This is a genomic window from Streptomyces sp. SGAir0957 (assembly GCF_043523415.1).
The window spans coordinates 1,605,091-1,628,677 of sequence record NZ_CP027293.1 but is presented as its reverse complement, the minus strand read 5'-3'; the positions used below and the strand labels follow the sequence as shown (position 1 = coordinate 1,628,677).

Genomic DNA, 23,587 nt, shown 5'->3' with positions numbered 1-23,587 from the left:
CAAGCCCCGTCGCCCCGGACCGGCTTCCGGTCCGGGGCGACGGGGATCGCGCGTCTCAGCCGACGACGGGGTCCAGCATGCGGCTGCGCTCACCGCTCCACGACAGCGCCAGCGCGTCGCGGGCCCGGGTGCACGCCACGAACAGCAGGCAGTGTTCGGCCAGGAGGTCCGACTGGTGCTGCACGGGGTCGACCTCGACCGGCGTCATGTGCGGGGCGAACGGGAGGACGGCCGCGGTGACGCCGACGACAGCCACGCAGCGGAACTCGAGACCCTTCATGGCGTGCATGGTGGCCACCCGTACGCCCGACGCCTCCGGGCCCGGGTCGTCCTTCACCGCGACCGCCGGAACGCGTTCCCGGCGCAGGCGCGTGATGACCGCGTCGACCATCGTGTTGAACCGGGCGCACACGGCCACCTCGGAGGGCTTGACGCCATCCTCGTCGATCCAGGTCCGCACCTGCTGGACCAGGGCCCGAAGTTCGTCATCCTGACTGGTGTACCCGTGCGCCGTCGGGACGCGGCCGTGCAGCTGGGAGCGGTAGCCGCGCAACGAGTCCCGGCCGCCGTCCTGCTCGTCGTCCTCACCGAGCCGTCCCACACTCTGGCCGTCGAGCAGGGACGCGGACCAGCGCAGGATCTCCTCCGTGCTGCGGTAGTTGAGACGCAACCGGGAGGTACGCCCCCTGACGTTGATGCCGAGTGAGCTCAGCGAGACCCGGGAGTCGTAGATGCGCTGATGAGGGTCGCCGACGAGGAACATGTCGTCGGACTGGGACGCCACGCAGGCGCGCAACACCCGCCATTGGGCCGGGTGGAGGTCCTGCGCCTCGTCCACCACGACATGGCGATAGCGCGGCTCGCCGTCGGCCAGAATGCGCGCGGCCCGGTCGCACAGTTGCGTGTACGTCGCCGAGTCACGCGAGGCGACGTCCGCGGCGAACCGTTCCATCACACGCCACAGCCGGGCCCGCTGCACCCGGCCCACCTGGGTGCCGCGTCCTCGTCGCACGCAGCGCAGGTACTCCTCCGGGGTGCGAAGCCCCTGGGCGAGAACGACATTGCGGAACTCCAGGGACAGGAACTGCTCGGTCCACGGCAGTTCCTCGCGTGCGACGGCCCGCGTCCAGGCGCTCTTCTCCGCGGAGGCCGACAGTGGCTTCGTCGCCCTGCCCCGTGCTTCCCGGACGACGCGGGAGGCGAGCGAGTCCACCGTCGTGACGTCGACCCGCTCAAGGAGGTGGGCGTCGGCGTCGCCGAGCAACAGCGCCAGGTTGTCCCGAAGGGTGGAGGCCATGGCGTTCGTGAAGGTGGTCAGCAGAACGCGGTCCCCGTCACGGCCGGTGCGCAGCAGATGGCGTACGCGGTGCAGGGCGACGACCGTCTTCCCTGTCCCCGGGCCGCCGGTGACCTGAGCGGGCCCGTTGAAGCCCGGGTGGTAGGCGTACCGGCGCTGTGCGGGGTGGAGGAAGATCCGCCAGCGGGTGAAGTCCTCGGTGAGGATGCGCTCCAGCTCGCCGGGTCCTGTCACCTCGACGATGCGGTCGGGCGTATTGAGAATCGCCTCGCTGAGGGTGATCGCCGGCCGTTCCTCCGCCGTACGCACGGTCTGGCCCCGCGAAGCGATCAGCTGCTCCCAGACGTCCTCGGGGGAGTTGCCGTCCGCGAGGAACCACAGCACTTCGTACTGGTCCTCGGGCATCATCGGCGGCGCCATGACCGTCAGATCGTCGGCCGTGACGCAGACCCGGGCCAGACGCAGCACCTGGTCGTCGATGCCGAGGTCGCGCAGCACGGTGTCGGAGTGCTTCTCGAAGAGACGGGCGGGGGTGCTGACCGCCTTCGTCTCGAAGTACGTCTCCATCTGCTCGAGCGCTTCGACGTTGCGTACCTCGAGACCGCCGGTGGCGCCGTTGACCGAATAGGCGCGTTTGCAGGCCCAGTTGATCGCTTCATCGTGGGGGGCGACGCGGAGCAGGGTGAACAGCTCGCTGCCGTCGTCGGGGGAGAGAAGCACACCGCGATAGACCTTCGTGACACGTATGGTGCGGATCCGTGGATCGCGCGCCCGCTCCAGCTTCTCCAGATGTATCCCTTTGCTGGCGTGCAGTTGAGGGACAGTCATGCTTCGGAACCTCTGGATGGTGTCATTGACCTCCTTCTGCACGGGTCTCTGCAGCGATATGAGGTCCGCGACGAAGTCGTCGGAGAGGGCGAGTCGGGGCATGGGGTCCTCGGATCACGTGTGAACGGCGGTCGGGGCAAGCCTAGAGAGGCGGTGCGTCCGGAGCGACCAGCTCGGCGAACTTCTTGTGTGAACTGAGTCAACAATTTATTGTGCTGTCGTACGTTCGACCCTCGATCGCCCGATCACCGTTCGTGCTCCACCGGATCTGTCCGAGAGGACCCACCGCATGCCGGCCAAGCCTGCCCAGGCCGATGTTCCGCATCCACTCGAAGAAGTGCCCCAGACGTTCCGTGCCGGCGACTCGTACACCGTGCGGGACGGGCTCGTCGCCTACATCCGCCGCGATCTGCTGGGCCCCTGGGACGGTGAGATCGAGACCCTGCCGAGCGCCTCCTCCGGGCCGCGCGACCGTTACCTGGTCGGCATGCTCGGGCCGCAGCCGCAGGCAGTCACCAAGGACGACCTCGCCCTCGCGGCAGCTCAGAGCGCGGACGGCGACTCGGGCGACGAGCAGGAGGGCGACGACGCCGCGCCCCAGGACCGGCTCACCCCGCAGGCCGCCGGTCGTATCTGGGCGTCGTCCATGGGCCTGTCGTTCACGGTCCCCGCGTCCGTCGGCACGCTTAGCGCCCATGTCCGCTGGGGGCGCTACACCCAGTCCGAGAAGGCCACCGACCGGGCGACGATGCGTCGAGTCTGGTCCCGCGAGCCGGTCACACGTCCGGTGGACATCGACGTGACCGGCGAGACCGAGAAAGTTCTTCCGCTCGAAGGCGACACCGTCGTCCTCGATGCGCGCGTACGGCAGCACGCCGGGCCGACCGGCGCGGAAGATCTCAGGGTCGTCGAACTGGCCCTGGTGAACAAGCAGCCGGACAGCAGCGAGGCGCGTGACGCCCACTGGCTCTTCCAGACCGAGATCGATGTGACCGCTTTCCCGGACGATCAGGCCGCGGTGTTTCTGCCCGTCGACGATCCGCTCGGGCCCGCAGCCCGCGGCACCGTACCGGAAGACGCAGAGGATCGGCGTCTACGCCTCCTCTACCGGGACAGCCTCAGCCACGCCAAGGGCCGCAACGTCGCCGTGCACGCCCACGTGCGCGACGGAGAGCGCAACGCGCACCGGCTCACCACCAGTTGGCTTCCCGAGTACGACGTCCCCGCCACCACCGCCCCGTCCCTGGCGGAGCAGGAACTGCTCCGCGGGCTCGAACTCGGCATGGACGAACTGGCCGAGATGGCGGTCCCCGCCCGCAGGAACGAACTCGCCACCGCGCTGGCCCCGCTCGCCGACGGATACGCTGCGTGGCTCGAACAACAGCGGCACAAGGCGCGCACGCTCCCGGACGACCTCCGTGAATCCGCGGAGACCGCCATCGAGCAGGCGCTGGAGATCTGCGACCGCGTCACGTTCGGCATCGACCTGATCGTGGCCGACGACACGGCTCTGGAGGCCTTCCGGTTCGCCAATCGAGCCATGGCGCTCCAGCGCCGCAACACCGCCATCGCCACCGCCCGGACCGGCCGCGAGGACGACCGCGACTCCTACCGGGACGCGTACGACGAGGTCCACGCCAGGGGCAAGAAGGCGGCGAGTTGGCGGCCGTTCCAGCTCGCCTTCGTCCTGCTGAACCTCGACTCCCTCACCCGGCCCGGACACCCGCACCGCGGCACCGGCCGCGAAGCCCTCGTCGACCTGCTCTTCTTCCCGACCGGTGGCGGCAAGACCGAGGCGTACCTCGGCCTCGCCGCCTACACCTTCGCGCTGCGACGGCTGCAGGGCACCATCGGTTCGGGGACGGAGGCGCGCAGCGGCGACGCGGGCGTGGGTGTCCTCATGCGCTACACCCTGCGGTTGCTGACCGCCCAGCAGTTCCAGCGGGCCGCCGCCCTGGTCAGCGCCTGCGAGGTGCTGCGCCGTGAGGGGTACGCACGGGACGTCCGCTGGGGTGCCACGCCGTTCCGTATCGGTCTCTGGGTGGGAACCGCGGTTTCGCCGAACTGGTTCGACGAGGCCAAGGAACAGATCGCGGACGCCAAGGAGAGCGCGAGCGACAAGCACGCACGCGTCCTCCAGGTCCTCACCTGCCCCTGGTGCGGCAGCGGACTGACGGCCCGTTCCCACATGGAGTACGACGAGGGACGGCGCCGCGTCGTGCTGTACTGCCCGCGAGGGGAGGGCGAGGACCGCTGCCCGTTCTCTCGCCGGGAATCGCCCGGCGAGGGCATACCCGTCCTCACCGTCGACGAGGAGATCTACCGACTGGCCCCGGCGCTGCTGATCGCCACCGTGGACAAGTTCGCCCAGCTCCCCTGGAACGGGTACGCCGGTCTGCTGTTCGGCCGGGTGACCGAGCTCTGTCCCAGACACGGTTACCGGCACGAGGACCTCGACGCCAAGACGGGCTGCGGAAGCCGGCACAACGCCAAGGGCGACCTGCCCGGCGTCACCGCACAGCCGGTCACCCGGCTCCGTCCCCCGGACCTCATCATCCAGGACGAGCTCCACCTGATATCCGGCGCGCTCGGCACCGTCGTCGGCCTCTTCGAGTCGGCCGTCGACCAACTGTGCACCTGGAGCGTCACCGACGCCGAAGGACTCCGCCACGAAGTGGGGCCGAAGATCGTCGCCTCCACCGCGACCACCAAGCGCGCCGCCGACCAGGTGCTCGGTGTCTTCGGCCGCAAGGTGGCCGTCTTCCCGCCGCAGGTGCTCGACGTCGGCGACACCTTCTTCTCCCGCCAGGTGGAGTTGAGCCGCGAGAACCCCGGCCGACGCTATCTGGGTGTGTGCGCGCACGGCACCCGCCTGAAGGCAGCCGAGATCCGCGTCGCCGAGATCCTGCTCCTGGCAGGGCAACAGCTCTTCGACGACTACGGCAGACCTGCGGACCCGTATATGACGCTGGTCGGCTACTTCAACGCCACCCGTGAACTGGCGGGCATGCGGCGCTACATGGACGACGACATCACCACCCGCGTCCGCTCCAACGGCAGCCGCAGAGGCCAGGACACACTGTCGGACCGCATCGTGAGCCGCGCCGGCATGCTCAGCGTCCAGGAACTGACCTCGCGCATCTCCTCGGCCGACATCGGCGCCGCCCTCAAGCGTCTGGAGACCGAGTTCGACTCCGAGCGCGACACCTCCGAGCGGCGCCGTTCCTTCCTGCGCGAGTACGCGGTCGCCGCGAAGGAGAAGCGCGTTCCCCGCGCCGCCATGACGCCGACCGCGAAACAGGCCGTCGATGTCGTCCTGGCCACCTCCATGCTGCAAGTCGGCGTCGACGTCTCCCGCTTCGGCCTCATGCTGGTGGTCGGACAGCCCAAGAACACCGCCGAGTACATCCAGGCATCGTCCCGCGTCGGCCGTGACGCCGAGCGCCCCGGCCTCGTCGTCACCCTCTACAACTGGTCACGCCCGCGCGACCTCGCCCACTACGAGGACTTCGAGCACTACCACGCCACGTTCTACCGCCGGGTCGAAGCACTTTCCGTCACCCCGTTCACCCGTCGCGCCCTCGACCGCGGCGTGACAGCCACCTATGTCGCCGCGCTGCGACAGGCGGCCCATGACACCTCCCGCAACCTGGACGCTTCCCGGGTCGACCTCGACGGACCAGTCGCCCAGGAAGTCGAGCGCCGACTCCTGGAAAGAGCCGAACGGGTGGGAGGCGACCGGCCCCGCCAGTATGTGAGCGAACGCCTGGACCGGCTCAAGGACGAATGGCGGCGCAAACGGGACGACAGCACCGCGTCTCTCGGTTACCGCAAGGAGAAGCACAAGAAGACGGTCGTCGACGGGCTCCTGCACAGGGCGGACGGTTCCCGGTGGACCGAACTGACCGTCGGCATGTCGATGCGTGAGACGGAGAACGAGATCAACCTGCTGTTCCCCGGCGGCGGTGCGTTCCTGGAGGAGTCGTCAGGGAGCGGACCGGACTGGAACTTCGGCGCGACCGGCCCCGACGCCGGTGCCGACCCCGAACTGACGGCCATCGTGGACAGCGACGAATACGGAACCACCGACGCCGGCCCGGCCAGGAGCGGAAAGGGACAGCGATGAGCGTCAACGGCAATCGCAGGGTCGGCGCCGTCCGCCCCAGCCACCTCATGTTCACCGCCGGCATCGGCTCCCTGGTCGACCTGCCGAACTTCTCGGTCCTCATCAAGGGACTCGAATCCTGGAGCTACGGGGGCATCACCGGCTACGACATCGATGAACCCCGGTTGCGCGCCGCCGTGAACAGGTCCCTCCAGCGCTACGGGCGCGGACAGATCGAGCAGCTGCGGGCGGCTCCCTGGCTGGAGGGCGGCGACACCGACCCCAAGGGCTGGGCCGCACAGGGCGTCGGGGTACCTGTCACACCCTTCCCCCAGTGGCTGCGCTGCACCGCCTGCAACGTCCTGGCAGCCGTGGATTCGAATGAGTTCACCTTCCTCAACTCCAACCCCCGGACTCCGCACGAGGCGAAGTTCGTCCACGACTGCAAGAAGGGCAAGCCTCTCGCCGTGGCGGCCCGCTTCACTCTCGTCTGCACCGTCGGCCACCTCGACGAGTTCCCGTACACGCCATATGTCCACCACGGGCAGAGCTGCACCAAAGCGGAGCGCCCCAAACTGCGGATGAAGGACCATGGCGGCAACCAGGCCGCCAACGTGACCATCGAATGCGTCGCGTGCGGCGAGAAGCGCAACATCCGCGAGGCGATGGGCGAGCGGGGCCGCCGTCACCTTCCGAGGTGCCGCGGACGCCACCCGCACCTGGGCACGTACGCGGCTAATGGCTGCGACCAGGCCCCGGTCCTCATGGTGGCGGGCGCGTCCAACCAGTGGTTCCCGCTCACGCTCAGCGCCCTGGCCCTGCCCAAGGGACAGGGCGGTGACATCGAAAAACTCCTCGAGGACCACTGGCCCGATCTACAGGTCATCGCGGAACGCGGCCAGTACGACTTCATGGCGAGCATCCCGAAGTTCGGCTTCCTCAAGGAGTTCGACGCCGACGCGGTCGTCGCCGCCATCGCAGCTCGCAAGGAAGGGTCGGCCGCGCCGGCCCCTTCGGCCCCCGACGTCCAGGCCGACCTCTTCGGGCCCGAGTGGGACGCGCTCTCCGGCCCCGTCCCCACGCCCAGCGACGACTTCGCCCTGAGACAGGTGCCCGTACCACCCACGCTCGGGGAACTGTTCGCCGACATCCGCCAGGTCGAGCGGCTGCGCGAAGCACGTGCTCTGATCGGGTTCACCCGGCTCGACGCCCCCGATCCCGAATCACCCGAGATCGCCACTCGTGTGGACCTGTCCCGCGGCGCGCAGACCTGGGTACCGGCCAGCGAGGTCCGCGGCGAGGGCATCTTCCTGCGGGTGCGGGACGACCTCATGGCCGACTGGGCTGCCCGAGTGGAGAAGTCACCACAGATGGAGGCGCACAGGGAAGCCTTCGCCCGGTTCCGCGTGAACCGGAGGTCGGACCGCAAGACCAGCGACTTCGACCCCTACTACGGCTGGCCCGGAGCACGGTACATCGCCTTGCACACACTCTCCCACCTGCTCATTCGCACGATCGCCCTGGAATGCGGTTACAACTCGGCGTCGCTCGCCGAGCGCATCTACGCGGGGGACGAGCAGGACCCGAGAACGGGCATCCTCATCTACACCGCCGTCCCGGACTCCGAAGGCACCCTCGGGGGCCTGGTGTCCCTGGCCGAGGAGCGCGAATTCGAACGCATCCTCCGCCGTTGCCTGGTGGACGCCGGCCACTGCTCGGCCGACCCGCTGTGCTCGGAGCGCCTGCCGCGCGACCCGGCGGACTACCTCCACGGAGCCGCCTGCCATGTCTGCCTCTTCGTGTCGGAGACCACGTGCGAGCGGGGCAACCGGTTCCTGGACCGCCGCTTCCTCGTACCGCTCTCGGGAGACAAGGACCAGGTACTGATACCGGTCGGTCTGCTGCCGTGAGCAGGCCACAGTTCGAGGCCGCGGCCGAGGCCGCGGTCGCCGTCCTCGGCCTCTCGCGCAGCAAGGACCTCGCCGGCCTGCTGGCACAGCGCCGCCGAAGGGAGAGGGTCCTGGCCGAACTGGCGACACCCGCGGTCGGCGAGGCCGTCGTGGAACTGTACGACGCCCTGGAGGCGGAGGAGGTGTCCTTCACCGAGGCCGCCGCCTACGTACGTGGCTACGTTGCCGCCACGCTGCGTGCCCGGGACGAGGTCCAGGTCCGTACGGTGTGGAGTGGTCCCGCCACACCGGCCGTACCGGTCCGGGCCACCGCCCAGGTGCTCATCGACGTCATCGCAGAGGCACAGGACGAATTGCTGGCCATGACGTACGCGGCCCGCCCGTATCCGGCATTGACACGAGCTCTCACCGAGGCCGTCGGCCGAGGTGTGACGACGCACATGGTGGTCGAAACGCTGGCAGGGGCGGGCGGTCTCCTCTCGGGCCGGGAACCGGCCGACGCGTTCGCGTCGGTACCCGGCCTGCGACTCTGGCACTGGGTACGAGGCCCCTCCGCGCCCGCGTACTCACGTCAGCATGCCAAGCTCGCGGTGGCGGACCGGCGGGTGCTGTTCCTGGGCAGCGCCAATCTGACCGAGTCGGCTGTGCGCCGCAATATCGAGGCGGGGGTGCTGGTTCGAGGCGGCGAAGCCCCGCGGCGCGCGGCGGAGCACATGGTGGAACTGCAACGCGCAGGGGTGCTCCGACCTCTTGGGTCTTGAGCAGCACCGGTAGATGCCGGCCGGGCTGAGCTGTCCAGGATGGGTGTCCAGCTCCGGACTCGAGCGGGGGCTGCCAACGGCCTCCGGAATCTAGTACCTGCCAGTGCAGGCCGCGCACCGGGCGCGCGGGCGTCCGAGTGCCGCGTCGACGAGATGGTGGCGCTGGTCCGAGCAGCGATCCCGGTGGAGGGTGAGGCGACGAGTCGCTCCGTGTCGTCGCCCGCAGTACGTGAAACCGCCCCTGGAGGCGGCGTTGATCAGGAAGAATGAACCGCGATGACATTCTCGGACAGCGGCCGGGACGCGCCTGACCCCACGTCCCTCTCGCCCTTTACGCCCTTCACCCACCTGACCGTTCCGCACTCCGCTCTCTACCGGGACATCATGGCGGAATTCCTCGCGGCCAAGGAGCGGTTCGCTGTGCATCTGCGGCCCGAGGACGTGTACGCGGCGCTTTCGCCGGAGCGGCGGCCCGGCGACGCCGAGGCTGTCGGCAAGGCGCTGGACGCGCTGGTCGGGTGGGGGAACCTGCGGGCCGACCCGGACACCGCACGGGTCACGGCGGTCGCGGACTTCTATCGCAAGCGCTTCATCTATCAGCTCACCAAGGCGGGTGAGGCCGCCGAGGAGGCGCTCTCCGTGTACGGGGACGCGCTCGGGCGGCGTGGTGCGCTGCAGGCTGTGGCGCTGCACGACATCGTCACGCAGTTGCGGGCGCTGCTGGTCCTCGCGGCCGAGGACGTGCCGGACCCGGCCAAGGTGCATCTCGCGCTCGATGCGTTGAGCAGCCGGTTCGCCGCACTCGCGGAAAATGCGCGCGCGTTCATGGGGTCGTTGCAGCGCACCATTGATCTGCACGACATCGAGGTCGACGACTTCCTCACCTACAAGGACCGGCTGATCCAGTATCTGGAGCGGTTCATCCAGGACCTGATCACTTTGGGCGGACGCATCGCCCGGCTGATCACCGAACTCGATGAGTGCGTGGAGCCGTTGCTGCGCATCGCCGCCGCACGCGAGGCCGCCGACGCCTCGCCCGGTGAGGCGGAATATGCGGAGAAAGCTGCCCTTGAGCAGTGGCGCGGGCGCTGGTCGGGGCTTGGGGCCTGGTTCCGTTCCGGGGAGGGCCGCGAGGCGCAGGCGCGGCTGTTGCGCGGTCGGGCTCTCGGTGCCATTCCTCAACTGCTGGCTGTAGTACGGGTGTTGAATGACCGGCGCAGTGGGCGGTCGGATCGATCCGCTGATTTTCGGACGCTGGCCCGTTGGTTCGCCGAAGCGGACGGCGACGATGAGCGGCATCGCTTGTGGCGCGTCGCCTTCGGACTGTATCCGGCCCGGCACCTGACCATCGACGCCGATACGCTCGCCGTGCGCGACGCCACCCCGGTGCCACCCGCCACCCCCTGGGCGGACGCCGCACCCTTGCGGATCAGCCCGCAGTTGCGGCGCACCGGAAGTTACGAGCGGCGCGGCAAACCCCGCCGCGTCGCGGACCGGTCGGCCGGGCGCCGCCGGCTCGCGGAGATCGCGGCGCGCCAGAGCGCTGAGATCTCGGCGGCCCGCGAGCGGCTCGTCACCGACGGGGAGACACGTCTGTCGGAGCTCGGGGAACTCGACCCGGTGGCGTTCGGACTGTTTCTGCAACTGCTCGGTGACGCCCTCGCGACCTGGCGGCCCGGGACGACACGGACCGTCGCCACCAGCAACGACGGCTCAATGGAGATCAGGCTCGCGCTGCTGCCCGGCGACACCCTCGCAGAGGTCCGTACCTCGCACGGCACCCTGCGAGGCCCCGACCACCGCGTGCGGATCGTCGACCTGACGGAGGTGCGCGGACGATGAGCACACCACTTGCTGAAGTACTCGACGGGCAGCGCGACGCGGAACTGCGCCGTGCCGCCCGCGCCCTGCTCAAGCGGCCCCTGCTCCTTGCCCACGGCGGGTACGCGGACGACTTCCGGTTGGTGCGCCGCCACGCCACCGAGCTGCGCGAGTGGTTCGAGCGGAACACGGGCTGGGGGCTCCAGGTCGACGCGGAGTCCGCCCGGCTGCGCAAGACGCCGGGACGACTGGACGACGCCAGTCACCCGGCCCGCGAGACCAATCGTGCACAGGCTCCCTTCACCCGTCGCGACGTCCGGGCCCGGCGCCATGACTCTGGTCGGGACAGCTACCCCACCCCGACAGGAGGTCCGCATCCCGTCGTTCCCCGCGTCGGCTATTCGGCGTGCTCGTGGCCACCGCCGCAGCGTTCACCTTCTTCTCCTCGGCCACGGCGGCAGACGCCACCGACACCGGAGCCGCCGCACCGGCCGCGACCGAGCGGTCCGCCGCGCAGCCGCTGTCCACCAGCACGCCGGTCGTCTTCGTCCACGGCTACACCGGCAGCGCCGCCAACACTAGATGGCGGCCCGCGGGTTCGGCCGGTGCCCCACCGGTCTTGGCCAGCAGCTCTGTGACGGTCTCCAGAAACCACTGACGTGCTTCAGTACCGCACAAAGCACGGGGTGTTCGCGGTCGGGGTACTGCATACTCTTCAGTTGCCCGCTCGCCCGCGGGGAAAAGTCTCTCAGGCAGGGTGGCGGACTGCCCGCCACCCCGGCTCCTCGGCTGCCCCGTTACACGGGCGCCTTCATCAGTATGCAGCCGTTGGTTCCGATGCGCGGAGCCGACGTGAGATCGGCAGCCGAGGCGCTTGAAGCGCTCACGCCAAGAAGGGCCAAGGTGGCGATGGTAGCGGCCCTCATGGTTTGGCGTTTGATGGTGCGCACGTCGTAGTACTGCCTTCCGGTTCCGATGATCGCGGACATCGGCAGCCTATGCTACGAGTGGATCACTCCACAAACATCAACTCGCTTGCTAGCAATGGTAGTTGAAAGTCGCTTGCAGGCTGGTCAGGGCCTTGATCGCCTCTGCCTTCTCATCCGCGTTGTGCGTGCGCTCTGCAACCGAGATGGCCGCCCGCAGGCACTCGTCCGCCGCGGTCGGCCGCCCCGCGTCGAGATGGGCCTCGCCCAGACGGCGCAGGGCCCGCGCCTCTTGGTAGGCCGCGCCGATCGGGCGGGCGATGTCGAGGGCGGCGAGGAGATGTCGTACGGCTGCTTCCGGTTCCCCGCTCCTGCGGTGAGATTCGCCGATGCCTATCAGCGTGTCCGCCTGACTCCTCAGGTCTCCGATCGCGCGGAATTCGCGGAGCGAGTCCCGGTAGAACGGAAGCGCGGTATCCGTTTCGCCCAACTCGGTGAAGGCATCGGCGAGGCTGCACCGAACCGTGGCGCGGTCGTAGCGATTCCCCGCGTGTTCCAGCAGGGCGAGCGCTTTCTCGAATGAATGGCGAGCCGACTCCGGTTCGCCGGTACGCAAGTAGAGATCGCCGATGTTGTTGAGCGATTTGCCCATCGCCGCCTGGTCCCCGGCCTCTGTGAATCCAGCGAGCGATCTTCGGAAGTGCTCCGCGGCACGCTCGTGTTCTCCGAGGAACAAGAGGGTCACCGCGATGTTGTTGTGCTGCCGCGCGCCGGCCAGAGGATCGCCCGATACGGCGACGATCGCGAACGCTTTCTGAAAAAGGACGAGTGCGGCCTGATTTTTGCCGAGATGCCAGTTCAGCGCGCCAAGCGTCCGAAGTGACTCGGCCTCGGCCGCCGAGTCGGAGATCTCCCGGGCTATGCGCAGGGCGCGTTCACCTGTCTCGGCGGCTTGGGGGTAGCACGCGGTGCTCGTGTGCGCCGCGCTGAGATGAAACAGCACGCGGCACAGCGCTGCCCGGTCGCCGGAGCGCGTCCAGTGGGAGTCAGCCGCTTGGAGGATGGTCCGGGCCTCGCTCCAGTGGCACTGTTCGATGAGGAAACCGGCCATGGAGTAGGCGAGGTGGGCGGCGGCCTCTGTGTCGCCGTCGAGGCGGGCCTGGTGCTCCACAGAGAGAAGGTTCACGCGTTCGGCGGTCAGCCAGGCCACAGCCGCCTCGACGTCGGGCCAGTCGGGCAGGGTTTCCGGAGAGCAGTCCCGGGGTGGGCCGAGCTGGATGCGGTGAGGATGGGCGAGCCTGTCGGCGTGGTCGGCGGCGATCGAGTAGAAGTCCGTCAGGCGACGAAGGACCTCGGTGCGCTCCGCGTCGGTGTCTTCCGTGCGGCACCTGTCGCGGCCGTACTCGCGCAGCAGATCGTGGTACTGGTAGCGGTCCGGGGTCGGCTCCCGCAGGAGATGGCAGGCGAGCAGCGACTCCAGCATCATCTCCGCTGCCGGCGGTGTGAGGCCGAGAGCGGCGGCGGCCGACTCCCGGGTGATGTCCGCTCCGGGGCACAGGCTGAGTCTGCGGAAGGCGGTGCGCTGCTGCTCTGTCAGGGTTCGATAGGTCAGGTCGAATGCCCTGATAACGACTTCTTGTTCGGCGTCCCTGATCTCACCGAGCCGGCGTCCAGTGCGGGCCAGGCGCTCGGTGAGCGTGCTGGGTGTCCACGAGGGGTGCGTGTGGAATCGGCTCGCCACCAGTTCGATCGCGAGCGGCAGATTGCCGCACAGGCGGACGATGCGGGCGACTTCCTGAGTGTCCTGAGTGCGCTCCTCACCCGCGAAGGTGCGGAACAGAGCGATGGCGTCGTCGGTCGGCAGCACGTCGAGCGCGATGTGCCGGGCATGCGGCAGACCGGTGAGATGGCGACGGCTGGTGATGATCGTCAGCGAGGGCGAGCCCCCAGGCAGCAGGGGACGTACTTGATCGGCGCTGACGGCGTCGTCGAGGACGATGACGGCGCGGCGCTCGGCGAGCAGGGTTCGCCACAGTGAGGTACGGCCCTCCAGCTCTACGGGAATGGCCTCGGCGGCCACGCCGAGCAGGCGCAGGAGCGTGGCCAGGGCCGCCCCGGGATCAAGGGGGCCACCCACGGGTGAGTGGCCGCGTAGATCCAGGTACAGCTGCGCGTCCGGAAACTGCTGGGCGAGCCGATGTGCTCCGTGTACCGCCACGGCGGTTTTGCCGACCCCGGCCATGCCGCTGAACGCACTGACGGAGCGCAGGCTGACCACGGCGCAGCTCTCCGGCGCGGCATCGACCGCCGCGCTGAGCGCTCGCAACTCGGTCCGACGGCCGATCAGCGGCAGCTGATGCGGCAGATTCCGCGGCGGATACGCAGCGGGAGTGCGAGGGGACGACGACGGCGCCGGTGCCGTGCCGCCGGTCAGCTCGGCGACCGGTCGGCGCTCGAGGATTCCCCGGTGTATGCGATTCAGCTCGGCGCCTGGTCCGGAGCCGTACTGCGTGTTCAGCAGTCGGCGGGTCTCCTGATGGACCCGCAGCGCCTCGGTGTAGCGGTCGTTGCCGTAGTACGCCAGCATCAACTGGCCGGCCAGGGTCTCGTCCCCCGGATGCCGGTCGACCAGAGCGGACAGCTCGGCGCTCGCCTCCGAGAAGCGGCCGAGCCTCAGCAGGGCGGCAGTACGGGACACGGTGGCGCCGAGCCGGTTTTCCGCCATCGTCCTGCGCATGGTCTCGGCCCACAGCCCGGGTAACCCTGAGAGCGCCTCGCCCCGCCACAACCGTTCGGCGCGCTCGAGGAAGAGGACCGTCCGCGCGTCGTCTCCTTTCGACGTGACGGCGCCGGCTTGCGCGACGAGGTGCTGGAACCGGTGCCAGTCGACGGCCTCGCGGGAGACCTCCAACGTGTAGGTGTGCGCCCGTCCGGCGATGCGAGCCGCCTGCGGTGCGGATGGCTCGGCGAGCCTGAGGCGCCGGCGAAGCCGCGAGACATAGGAATGCACATTCTCGCGGGCGTGCGGCGGCGGCTCCTCGTCCCAGAGCCGCTCGGTAAGACTGCCCATGGAGATTGGACGGCCCGCGTCCACAGCCAGAGCGGTCAGCAGAATTCGCTCTTTGTCCGAGCCCAGTTCCACCCGTTGATCGTCTACCCGGAGACATACCGGGCCCAGTACCTGAAATTCCAACATGATCTCCCGTTGGTTCGCCATTTCCAACGAGCAGGGGCACATGGGCTGTCATGGACTGTTGAGCATGACAGCAAACTGTGGGTCTTTCCAGGCGCGGCAACGGGCTGACCGAAACTGGACGAGCGCCGGCAACGGGGCATCCGCTCTGGGTAGGCCCCAGTCGTCAGACAGCCGGGGAACACAGGCGGGAACAGGGGGCCGGGGCGGAATGAGCGGAACGTGGGAGGACGGCCGCGCGAGAGCGTCAGGCAACATGATCGGGGGCCTGGCCCGTTTGTACGGCCCCACGGTTCAGGCGCGCGATATTCACGGCGGCATTCACATCCAGTCCCCAGAGGCGCCGCCCACTCCGCGCCAACTTCTGCCCGTACCAGCTCACTTCACGGATCGCATTCAGGAACTCGCCGCTTTGGACCGACTGCTCGACACCGACGGGAACGCCATGGAGCGGCGGCCGTTGATCGCCGTCACCGGCCCGGCCGGCGTCGGCAAGACCACCCTGGTCTCCCGCTGGCTGCGAGGGCGGGCATCCGACTTCCGGGACGGGCAGCTGTATGCCGAACTTCGTGGGCATACGCTCGCCGGGCCGGCTCAGCCGGGCGAGATCTTGGCGCGTTTCCTGCGGGCCTTCGGCGTCCGCGCCGTACCCACCGACCTCGCGGAGCAGGCGTCGCTGTGGCGGTCCGTCACCGCTGATCTGCGGGTATCCGTCATGCTGGACAACGCGTTCACCGCGGCACAGATCCGGCCGTTGTTACCGAGCGGCCCGGGCGGACTCGTCGTGGTGACGAGCCGGCGCCGGCTGACGGGGCTGCGCATGGACGGAGCGCAGTTCCACACCGTACGGCCCCTCGGCCCGGCCGCCGGGGTCGAACTCTTCGTTCGTGCCGCGGGCGAGGACCGCGTAGCGGGTGAACTGCCCGAGGTCCGCCGGGTCGTCTCCCTGTGCGACGGGCTTCCGCTGGCGGTCTGCCTCGCCTCCGCCCGGCTGGCCGCGCGGCCAGGCCAGCCGGTGTCCGCGCTGGCCGACGCACTCACACCGGACAGCGGCCGACTGGCCGCGCTGGAAATCGAGGGGGAAGCCACCGTGCGAATGGCTCTGGACGCGTCGTATGCCGTACTCGGTCCGGATGCCGCGGGTATGTACCGGGCCCTCGGGCTTTTGCCGCTCCCTGCTTTCGACTCGTACACGGCGGCCGCATCCTGCGCGCAGCCGCTGGACTGGGCGGCACGCCGTCTGGAGGAACTCGTGGAGGCCAACCTGCTGGAGAACATCGGGCCGGACACCTTTCGCCTCCACGACCTGGTGCGGGTCCACGCACGAGAGCGGGCGAACATTACGGAGACCGAAGAGACCCGCGACCGCGTGCTGCGCCGCACTGCCGATCGATACTTGCAGTCCGCCAGCGAGGCTCAGCGCCGCATCACCCCGCACCAGTTCACCTTGCCACGTACCTACGCCTGTCCGTCTCCGCTCCCGCCGCCCTTCGACGACGACCGCACCGCCCTGGCCTGGCTCGACGCCCAACGCACGAACCTGATGGCCGTACTCCGCCTGGCGGTCGAGCGCGGATGGAACACCACGGCATGGCAGCTCACGGACGCCATGTGGCCGTTGTTCCTCCGGCTGCGCCACTACGACCTGTGGATAGAGGCGCACCGTATCGGCTTGGAGGCGGCCCGCGCCGACGAGAATCGTGAGGCCGAGCGGCAGATGCTCAACTCCGGTGCCATCGGCTTGAGCGCCGCCGGTCTGACCGCGGAGGCCGCCCAGTGGTACACCACGTCCCTCACGGCGGCCCGTACCGCGGGTGACCGGAGAGACGAAGGTCAGGCATTGCTCGGTCTGGGCGGCTGCGGCATCGACCAGGGCCGCCTCGCGGAGGCCGGTCGGCACCTGCGTCAGGCCGTCGCGATCTGGCAGGAGTGCGGTTATGCCAGAGGTGTCGCCCTCACCCGTATCCTGCTCGGCGAGATCGCTCTCGCGGAGCACGACCCGCGGCGAGCCGGCGCGTACTTCTCCCAAGCCCGGGAGGGCCTCTTGACCGTGGCCGACCTGCACGACGCCGCTCGTGCCCGCGCGTTCCTGGGGCGAGCACATGCGCTGGCCGGTGACCCCGGCACGGGCACGGGCCACATGAACGAGGCTCTCGCGGTGTTCACCGCCTCCGGTGCCGCCCACTGGCAGGCCCGCACCCTGGAGATGCTCGGTGACACCGCGAGAGAACGGGGCGAGGACGCGGCCGCCGAGGAGTTCCACGCCCGGGCCCTCGCCTTGTACGAGGTGACCAGTCCGGCCGACGCGCGTCGGCTCAGGGTCTAGAACCACACCTCAGCACACGTAGGTCCGTGATGTCGCGCAGTGTGCGGCCGGCGGCGAGCCAGCCATGGAGGCACGAAGCCACCAAGGGTTGGTTTGCCGCCACTTGGCGGGCCGACAGCACGTTCGTCCCGTCGCTCACGGCCCAGCCGCCGCCGACCAACGGCACGGCGGCCACCCGGCACGACGGATGAGCCGCCACCATGTCCGTCAGCCGGCCCACTGCCTCGGCCGGTGGGCGGGGGTACCGGCCATGCAGGACATCGGCACACTCCACCCATTGCGGATCGGCGCACACGTCGGAGTCGACGGCGAAATGCTCGTCGGCGCCGGGGCAGGCAGGGCCGACCCGAGCCAGCACGTCATGGATGCGTCTGCCCGTATGGATCCGGACCACGAAGCCGCCCCTTGGTGGGCACCGAGGCGCGGGCGAGCAGACCGAGACGAAGCGCTTCGCGTCGTGCTTCACGTCGACACCTGCCGTCGGTCCGGCGCCCAGGCGTCCAGCGCCGGCGGCCTGGGCAGCGGGACGGTCTCCGGCTCATGAGCCGGTTGGCCGAGGCCGAGCACGCGGTACATGAGCCGGCGCATGTTCCGGTTGAAACGGCCGGGTTCCGATGTGATGCGGGAGACGATCGCCGCGTACTCCGCGTGGCTGTACTCGTCCGCCGCGTAACGAAGTTGACCGGCCAGGGAGTGGGTCAGTGACAGCGCCGGTGCCGTCGCGGCGAGCGCGGCGGCAGGGGAGGCAGGGTTGATCTCGCGCTCGGGCGAACTGGCGAGCAGAATCGGTGCCCCGGTCAACGTCCCGTACAGTGTGACCGAGCCATGGTCACCGATGATCCAGTCCGCCGCGATCAACACGCTGCGCCAGTCCGCCTCGGGCGGCACGAGTGTGATGCCCATACGGACACATCGGGCGAGCCACGCTCTCACCTGCCAGGAGCCGTGCCCCGACCAGACGTTGGGATGCACGAGGAGGACGGTCCGGAAGAGTCCGGCGGGCAATTCGGCCATAAGTCTGGGCAGCAGTGCCTCGAACCTTCCGAAGGAGGAGGACGGGCCCCAGGTCGACGCGACGACCACCAGCTTCTCACCGTGCGCCAGGCCGAGCGCCCGGCGGTACTCGGCGCGCAAGGTCAGGCTCGCCGCGATGCGGTCGTGCGCCGGATCGCCGACCACATGAGCCAGCGGCGTCACCTCGGGGCAGAGCCGTTCCAGCTCGTCCAGTTCGGCATGGTGCGGCACGACCACGGCCGCGGGCAGACGGCCGCCGGGCATGAGGTCCTGCCTGCGCAGTCCCGCGATCCCCGGATGCTCCGCCTTCACCAGACGCTTCAGATACCCGGCCCCGTGCGGCAGCGTGATCAGCGGAGCGGAGATCCTCTCCACACCGCGCGGTCCGGCTGCCAGAGCCAGGTCGAAGGACATCGCCAGCGCCTCGTCCCAGGGCAGCACAGCGCCGCCCAGCCCTTGGAGGAAGCGGGGGACCTCGTCGCCGAACACGTGCGGAGGCGCGGTGAATACCACTTGGAGCCTGAAATCGGCCTCCAGTAGGGACAGAACGTCAGCCAGCCGCTTCCCGTAGGTGAGAGTGTGCACGATGGCCAGCACTGTCTTGCGCTGGGCCAAGGTCGACCACTCGCGTTCGTCGTCCGCCGGATCAACTTTCTTGCCCAATGCCGACATGGCAAGTCACCCCCGTTGTCTCGAGGCCCGAAGTGGGCCAGTCCGCGGGAACGTCTGCCCTTGAGGGGTGGACAGAAGGCTTGCCCGAGCCTTGCGGAAACCTTGCAGAGTGCCTGCCGACCGGGTGCCTCGGCATCGACACCCTCGACGACACGTCGACCGGTGGCCGATTCGCGCCCTTTCCGCTATTCGCCAATGGTTTCACCCTGAAGCAAAGTGCCGTACACGGACAGCGCCGAGGGGGAACGCCATGTCCGTACCGCTGTATGTCCCGGTGCTGCCGACACGACAGCACGCGACCGCCGCCTACCGCGCGTTGACGCCGGACGTGCAGCGCCGAGTCGCTCCGTTGTGGACGCTGCCTCCGCGGCCCGGCATGTTGCCGAAACCCCTGGCCGAGGCGATCGCGAAGGACGTCGGCCACGTGACCGCGGCGCAGGGCGGCGGGCGGGCCTGGCTGGACGCGCCGTTCGCCGACGAGGCCCAAGCCGCGGTGCTGGCCAGGACCCTGCCGCCCGAGTGGTGGGACCACCGCAATTTGCGGCCGGTCACCGGTCCCGGCCACCCCGCCGAACAGCAGGCCCTCGCCCTCGCCGTTGCCCGCAGGAGCCGGAGCGGACTCGGTGTCCGCGTACGCCTTCCCGGCGAGTGGAAGGATCGCGCGGCCGCGGACCTCGACGCACTGCTCGACCGGCTTCCCGACGGCCTGTCCGCCGATCTCTTCCTCGACCTCGGCGCCGTGCTGTCCGACCGCCCCGATGCGGCCAAAGAGGCGCTGCGCGCCCTGGATGTGCTGGTCCCGCTCGCTCCATGGCGCGCTGTAGTCGTGATGTCGGGCGGCTTCCCCGACCCGCCCGACGACTTCCTGGAGGGACATCCGGTTGAGGAGCCCCGTGCGGACTGGGAGGTATGGGACGAGATACGGCACAGCGAGCGCCCGTACCTTGCCGGCCTGCATCACGGCGACTACGGCATCCACCCCGCCACGTACGTCGCCCAGACTCCGACCTCACGCGAAGGAGGCCCGTCCTGGGGCATCCTGCGCTACACGAGCCCCCGCTCCTATCACCTGGTTAAAGTCCCGCTCGGCAAGCAGCACGACGACGCCAACCGGGAGGCCGCCCGCTGCCTCACCCGTCTCGCGGAGTTCCGGGGGGTGGGCGCGAGCGCGGGGGAGCGATGGCTGCACGACCGGGCCCGGGGCGTGGTCACCACGGGCAATCACGCGGTCTGGAATCGGGTGGGAAATGTGCAGCACATGACGTTCGTGCGGAACTCGCTGTGATCGCCCGGTACGTGAGTGGGGCGATCTGCTCGCCTGCGCACTGACCACGCCGGCCAAGGCGGGCTGCCGTACCAGCATCCCGGCCGACGTTCACCATCTTGCGGACATCGGCCGCGGACGCGCGCAGCCAGGTCTCCTGCACGGCGTCGTCGGCCTCCGCCAACGAGCCGAGCATGCGGTGGGCGACCGCGCGCAGGTGCGGGCGGTGGGCCTCGAACTCCGCGGCCCCGAGACCCGTTCCAGGATTCTTCTCGTCCATCTGTCACTTCCCCCACGGCGGCGTGTCAGAGCAGCAGGACCGAACGCGCTCGCCACACCACGACGATCAACCGAGGCAGACATCATGACTGTTGACGCGACGATCCTGGTCACCGGCGTACGGGAACGCTCGGCCTACACGTGCTGCCGCTGCTGCGCAAGGCGACACCGGAGCACCCGGTGCGCGTGCTGAGCCGCGGCGAGCGGCCGGACGCCGAGGGCGTCTCCTACGTCACCGGCGAACTGATGACCGGCGAAGGCGTCGCGGCCGCGGTGGCCGAGGTCGAGGTCGACAGCGTTCTCACCTCGCCGGTGGCGCCAAGGGCGATGACGTGGTCGCCGCGCACATGGTCGCGGCGGCCCGCGACGCCGGGGTCCGGCATCTCGTGCACATCTCGGTGATCGGCGCGGACCGGATGCTGGTGGCCTGGTTCGCGACGCAGCGGGCGGCGGAGGGGGCGATCACCGATTCGGGGATCCCGTGGACGATGCTGCGGGCCGCCCAGTTTCACGACCTGGTGCACCAGATGGTCGCCAAGATGGCCAAGCTGCCCTTCGTCCCGGCGCCCGGGATGCGCCTCGAACCGGGCGACGTCCGCGGTGCGTGCCGCGCACGGGGCCGCACCTGGGAGTCGTTCCTGAGCGAGCGCGCCGCCTGAGACGCGCGCCACGTCGTTCGGCGGGACAGGGCGCGATGTTCGGTGGGACTGGGCGCGAGCGGTGCCGTCCGCCGCTACGGTGACCTTCCGAACTGCTTCGAAGGGGGTGCCATGGAAGCGGAGTTGATGGCGCTGGCCGCCTCGGGGGCCACGGCGGTCGTGCAGCAGATGGCGATGGATTCCTGGGGAAACGTACGGGGCCGCATCGTCGCCTTCTTCCGTCGCGGCGGCGCGGCAGAGGCCGAGGTGGAACGTCAACTGGATTATTCGAGAGAGGAGTTGACGGCCGCGGCGCAGGCGGGGGACGAACAGGTCGCCGCCGATGTCGAGGCCGAGTGGCGCACCCGCCTGCGACGCAGGCTGCTCGCCGACCCGGCCGCCGCGGCGGAACTGCGGGCGGTCCTGAACGAACTCCCGTACCCCGCGGGGCGTGAAGTGGTTGACGTCCACAACACGATCAGCGGCGGGGTGCAGCAAGGGCCGGTGATCCAGGCCGGATCGGTGGGTTCGCTCAACCTCGGAGCGCGGCCCGCGCCTCCCGCGCCGCCGACGCGGCCCTGAAGCCCTGAAGCCCTGAGGCCCGCGCGTCGCGGGTGAGACGCGTTGTTCGCCGCGGCGGCCGGTGGCTACCCTCGGGGGGTGCGGTGGCGCCCACCGCCTCTGTGCTTGCGGAGGGCACGGACCCGGCGCCGGCGACCGCGGGCCCCACGGCGGACTCGGGCGCTGCGACCGCGTCCGCACCCGTTACACCAGCTGCGATGACATCGGCGGAGATCGGCCGGGTCGCCGCTGGAGCCGGGAACGGTGCGCTGTCCGGCGCGTCGCCGGCATCGGGTCTGTCGACGGGGCTGCCCGGGAGTGAGGAACAGACGGTGGTGGCGGCCTGGCCGACAGGAAGTGCGGCAGTCTCCGGGCCCGCGGCCGACTGGGACAAGGCGCAGCGGCTGGCCGTTGCCCTCAACGGAACCGTTCAAGGCCTTGCCGAGTACGTACTGCTCGCGCTCGGCGCGACGGAGTTGGCCGCTGTGCTCGGCCCGGACGCGGCCGAGGCCGTACGACGCGCAGCATACGAGCGCGGCACGCTGAACCGACGGGCGATCAAGGCGTTGGAGGTCCTTCGGTACGCCTTCGGCATCGTGCGGAAGGCGGGCCTGCGCCCCGAGGACTTCCTCGGTCTGCCGGCCGTCTCGCTGGACGGCAGGACAGTGGAATTACTCCTACGACGCTGCCGGAAGGCTCTATGCCGTGACTTTGTTGGCGATCTCGTGGGAGTCGAGGTCGGCCCGGGCCACCGCACCCGGCTTGCCGCCGGGCACCTTACACGGCCCTCACCCCCTGGCTCGGTCCTCGACCACCATGGCACCGAACCAAGCAGTCCGGTCGAAGTGGAAGTACGGGGTGCGACCGGACTCTATCGCCCGTTCGAACGTCGCTTTGGCCTGGTAGGGCGAACCGACCCCGGAGGTTCTCAACAAGCTCAAAGACTACGGCCGGCGCTACGGCATCGAGCCCGTCATCGACATCAGCCCCTTGTGACGGGCCGGAACGAATCGAAAGAGGGTCATGTACGAGTTTCACGGCTGGTTCGGCATCGCGGAGTCACCGGAGGAGGCCGACACCGGAACTCTGGACGAGGGCCTCGCCGCACTGCGAACGAGGATCGAGGCGATCGACTGGTCCACGGGAGAGGCCGCCCTGCGCGCCTACAACGGGGAGTGGTTCGTGCGTGTGGACGGGCTGGCCAATCGCAGGCGCGACGAGGCCGAAGAACTTGACACTCTGGTCGCCTTCATTGCAGAGCGCTTCCCCGGTGCATGGGGCCTTTTGTACGAGCGCTCGGACGACCTTTCAGCGCCGCCGGGGCCGGGCGCATTCAGGGTGCGGGTGCTGGCTCGCGGCGAGGTGACAATGCGACTTGACCCGTTTCTGTCACCCACCCGGCCGCTCATCGAGGACTGACTGTGGCGGTGTGACGTGGAGTGGCACTGAGGTCGGCGGGAGCCGCAGACGGCGTGCAGCAGACGCGGCGTTCCGCAGGCTGTGCCGTGTGTCGGGTGGACGTCGGCGACGGGCCCCCACGTTCGCCGGAACTCACGCGGAAGGACGACCGCACCGCTAGGGGCGAGGGGTCGCTGGTTCACATACTGTCGTCCCGACAAGTTTGAACTATCGAACGTCGCAGTTGGAGGGCTATTTTCGAGCAGCCCTTTTCTGTTGTCCGGCCGCTTCCGGGGGGCGGGGGAGCGGGAGCGGGAACCCACTGTCCCCTTGTCTGTGTGCTCTCGCTCGGGGCGATGCGCGGCCCGAACTGTCGACGGTGCAGCCAGCCGCGAAGGTGCCGACGGTATAGCCCCTGTCCCCTGTCCCCGTTTCTGTCCGCTGTCCGCTTTCCGCTGTCCGCGTGGAGTTTGCCGGGCAGTGGCGCCCGGGCCCGTAGCGGGAGCGGGTGTGCGGGATGCCGCGCATCAGCGGGAGCAGGGCCTGGATGTCGCGGAGGTGGGCGCTGGAGACAGTTCGAAGATCGCTGTGCAG

General features: G+C 69.5%; 17 protein-coding genes and 2 pseudogenes. 11 read left to right on the top strand and 8 right to left on the bottom strand.

Annotated elements, in window-relative coordinates:
• Nucleotides 1-55 precede the first annotated feature (55 nt).
• Nucleotides 56-2,227, bottom strand: coding sequence for a UvrD-helicase domain-containing protein (locus C1N81_RS12505; RefSeq protein ID WP_394428864.1), 2,172 nt, complete (start codon nucleotides 2,225-2,227; stop codon nucleotides 56-58).
• Between the two features lie 187 nt (nucleotides 2,228-2,414).
• Between C1N81_RS12505 and drmA the strand changes: the two genes are divergently transcribed.
• The 5 genes from drmA (at nucleotide 2,415) to C1N81_RS12480 (ending at nucleotide 11,360) form a co-directional block, all read left to right on the top strand.
• On the top strand, nucleotides 2,415-6,251 hold the full coding sequence (gene drmA / locus C1N81_RS12500; RefSeq protein WP_394428863.1) for a DISARM system helicase DrmA: 3,837 nt from the start codon (nucleotides 2,415-2,417) through the stop codon (nucleotides 6,249-6,251).
• Nucleotides 6,248-8,140, top strand: coding sequence for a DrmB family protein (gene drmB, locus C1N81_RS12495; protein WP_394428862.1), 1,893 nt, complete (start codon nucleotides 6,248-6,250; stop codon nucleotides 8,138-8,140). The genes drmA and drmB overlap by 4 nt, the downstream gene beginning before the upstream one ends.
• Nucleotides 8,137-8,901 (top strand): DISARM system phospholipase D-like protein DrmC, encoded by a 765-nt coding sequence (gene drmC, locus C1N81_RS12490; RefSeq protein WP_394428861.1) that lies wholly within the window; start codon nucleotides 8,137-8,139, stop codon nucleotides 8,899-8,901. The genes drmB and drmC overlap by 4 nt, the downstream gene beginning before the upstream one ends.
• A 276-nt stretch (nucleotides 8,902-9,177) precedes the next feature.
• On the top strand, nucleotides 9,178-10,743 hold the full coding sequence (locus C1N81_RS12485) for a TIGR02677 family protein (protein ID WP_394428860.1): 1,566 nt from the start codon (nucleotides 9,178-9,180) through the stop codon (nucleotides 10,741-10,743).
• Nucleotides 10,740-11,360, top strand: coding sequence for a DUF2398 family protein (locus C1N81_RS12480; protein ID WP_394428859.1), 621 nt, complete (start codon nucleotides 10,740-10,742; stop codon nucleotides 11,358-11,360). The genes C1N81_RS12485 and C1N81_RS12480 overlap by 4 nt, the downstream gene beginning before the upstream one ends.
• Here the strand turns inward: C1N81_RS12480 and C1N81_RS12475 are convergent.
• The 3 genes and pseudogenes from C1N81_RS12475 to C1N81_RS12465 all read right to left on the bottom strand — a co-directional run.
• Nucleotides 11,296-11,429 (bottom strand): annotated as a pseudogene (locus C1N81_RS12475) (TetR family transcriptional regulator); the annotation flags it as partial. The gene C1N81_RS12480 and the pseudogene C1N81_RS12475 sit on opposite strands and share 65 nt — an antisense overlap.
• 90 nt (nucleotides 11,430-11,519) lie before the next feature.
• Entirely contained in the window at nucleotides 11,520-11,711 is a 192-nt protein-coding gene (locus C1N81_RS12470) for a hypothetical protein (protein ID WP_394428858.1), read from the bottom strand.
• A gap of 49 nt (nucleotides 11,712-11,760) precedes the next feature.
• Entirely contained in the window at nucleotides 11,761-14,844 is a 3,084-nt protein-coding gene (locus C1N81_RS12465; RefSeq protein WP_394428857.1) for an AfsR/SARP family transcriptional regulator, read from the bottom strand.
• Nucleotides 14,845-15,253: 409 nt separating this feature from the next.
• Between C1N81_RS12465 and C1N81_RS12460 the strand changes: the two genes are divergently transcribed.
• Nucleotides 15,254-17,167, top strand: coding sequence for an ATP-binding protein (locus C1N81_RS12460; RefSeq protein ID WP_394428856.1), 1,914 nt, complete (start codon nucleotides 15,254-15,256; stop codon nucleotides 17,165-17,167).
• Here the strand turns inward: C1N81_RS12460 and C1N81_RS12455 are convergent.
• Nucleotides 17,157-17,633: a hypothetical protein gene (locus C1N81_RS12455; protein ID WP_394428855.1), complete on the bottom strand. Its 477-nt coding sequence runs from the start codon at nucleotides 17,631-17,633 to the stop codon at nucleotides 17,157-17,159. The genes C1N81_RS12460 and C1N81_RS12455 overlap by 11 nt on opposite strands.
• Complete coding sequence (locus C1N81_RS12450; protein ID WP_394428854.1) at nucleotides 17,630-18,853, bottom strand: hypothetical protein; 1,224 nt, start codon at nucleotides 18,851-18,853, stop codon at nucleotides 17,630-17,632. The genes C1N81_RS12455 and C1N81_RS12450 overlap by 4 nt, the downstream gene beginning before the upstream one ends.
• A 250-nt stretch (nucleotides 18,854-19,103) precedes the next feature.
• Here C1N81_RS12450 and C1N81_RS12445 point away from each other — a divergent pair, with 250 nt between their 5' ends.
• A complete protein-coding gene (locus C1N81_RS12445; protein WP_394428853.1) occupies nucleotides 19,104-20,138 on the top strand; it encodes a beta family protein in 1,035 nt (344 codons plus the stop codon).
• Nucleotides 20,139-20,220: 82 nt separating this feature from the next.
• On the opposite strand, the pseudogene C1N81_RS12440 reads toward C1N81_RS12445, so the two are convergent.
• Nucleotides 20,221-20,397 (bottom strand): annotated as a pseudogene (locus C1N81_RS12440) (sigma factor); the annotation flags it as partial.
• A 140-nt stretch (nucleotides 20,398-20,537) separates the two neighbouring features.
• Here C1N81_RS12440 and C1N81_RS12435 point away from each other — a divergent pair.
• The 3 genes from C1N81_RS12435 (at nucleotide 20,538) to C1N81_RS12425 (ending at nucleotide 21,616) form a co-directional block, all read left to right on the top strand.
• The gene (locus C1N81_RS12435; protein ID WP_394428852.1) at nucleotides 20,538-20,798 is read left to right on the top strand and encodes a hypothetical protein; all 261 of its coding nucleotides are present in this window, start codon (nucleotides 20,538-20,540) and stop codon (nucleotides 20,796-20,798) included.
• Nucleotides 20,729-21,055, top strand: coding sequence for an SDR family oxidoreductase (locus C1N81_RS12430; protein ID WP_394428851.1), 327 nt, complete (start codon nucleotides 20,729-20,731; stop codon nucleotides 21,053-21,055). The genes C1N81_RS12435 and C1N81_RS12430 overlap by 70 nt, the downstream gene beginning before the upstream one ends.
• A 111-nt stretch (nucleotides 21,056-21,166) precedes the next feature.
• Nucleotides 21,167-21,616, top strand: coding sequence for a hypothetical protein (locus C1N81_RS12425; protein WP_394428850.1), 450 nt, complete (start codon nucleotides 21,167-21,169; stop codon nucleotides 21,614-21,616).
• A gap of 767 nt (nucleotides 21,617-22,383) precedes the next feature.
• Here the strand turns inward: C1N81_RS12425 and C1N81_RS12420 are convergent.
• Entirely contained in the window at nucleotides 22,384-22,527 is a 144-nt protein-coding gene (locus C1N81_RS12420; protein WP_394437897.1) for a restriction endonuclease fold toxin, read from the bottom strand.
• Between the two features lie 91 nt (nucleotides 22,528-22,618).
• Between C1N81_RS12420 and C1N81_RS12415 the strand changes: the two genes are divergently transcribed.
• Nucleotides 22,619-23,014 (top strand): Imm7 family immunity protein, encoded by a 396-nt coding sequence (locus C1N81_RS12415; protein ID WP_394428849.1) that lies wholly within the window; start codon nucleotides 22,619-22,621, stop codon nucleotides 23,012-23,014.
• Nucleotides 23,015-23,587: the final 573 nt, after the last annotated feature.

Coding starts and splice junctions, on each gene's coding strand:
- C1N81_RS12445 (WP_394428853.1), top strand. CDS start 19,104: ATGTCCGTACCGCTGTATGTCCCGGTGCTGCCGACACGACAGCACGCG.
- C1N81_RS12505 (WP_394428864.1), bottom strand. CDS start 2,227: ATGCCCCGACTCGCCCTCTCCGACGACTTCGTCGCGGACCTCATATCG.
- C1N81_RS12465 (WP_394428857.1), bottom strand. CDS start 14,844: ATGTTGGAATTTCAGGTACTGGGCCCGGTATGTCTCCGGGTAGACGAT.
- C1N81_RS12415 (WP_394428849.1), top strand. CDS start 22,619: ATGTACGAGTTTCACGGCTGGTTCGGCATCGCGGAGTCACCGGAGGAG.
- drmB (WP_394428862.1), top strand. CDS start 6,248: ATGAGCGTCAACGGCAATCGCAGGGTCGGCGCCGTCCGCCCCAGCCAC.
- drmA (WP_394428863.1), top strand. CDS start 2,415: ATGCCGGCCAAGCCTGCCCAGGCCGATGTTCCGCATCCACTCGAAGAA.
- C1N81_RS12425 (WP_394428850.1), top strand. CDS start 21,167: ATGGAAGCGGAGTTGATGGCGCTGGCCGCCTCGGGGGCCACGGCGGTC.
- C1N81_RS12480 (WP_394428859.1), top strand. CDS start 10,740: ATGAGCACACCACTTGCTGAAGTACTCGACGGGCAGCGCGACGCGGAA.
- C1N81_RS12470 (WP_394428858.1), bottom strand. CDS start 11,711: ATGTCCGCGATCATCGGAACCGGAAGGCAGTACTACGACGTGCGCACC.
- C1N81_RS12450 (WP_394428854.1), bottom strand. CDS start 18,853: ATGTCGGCATTGGGCAAGAAAGTTGATCCGGCGGACGACGAACGCGAG.
- C1N81_RS12485 (WP_394428860.1), top strand. CDS start 9,178: ATGACATTCTCGGACAGCGGCCGGGACGCGCCTGACCCCACGTCCCTC.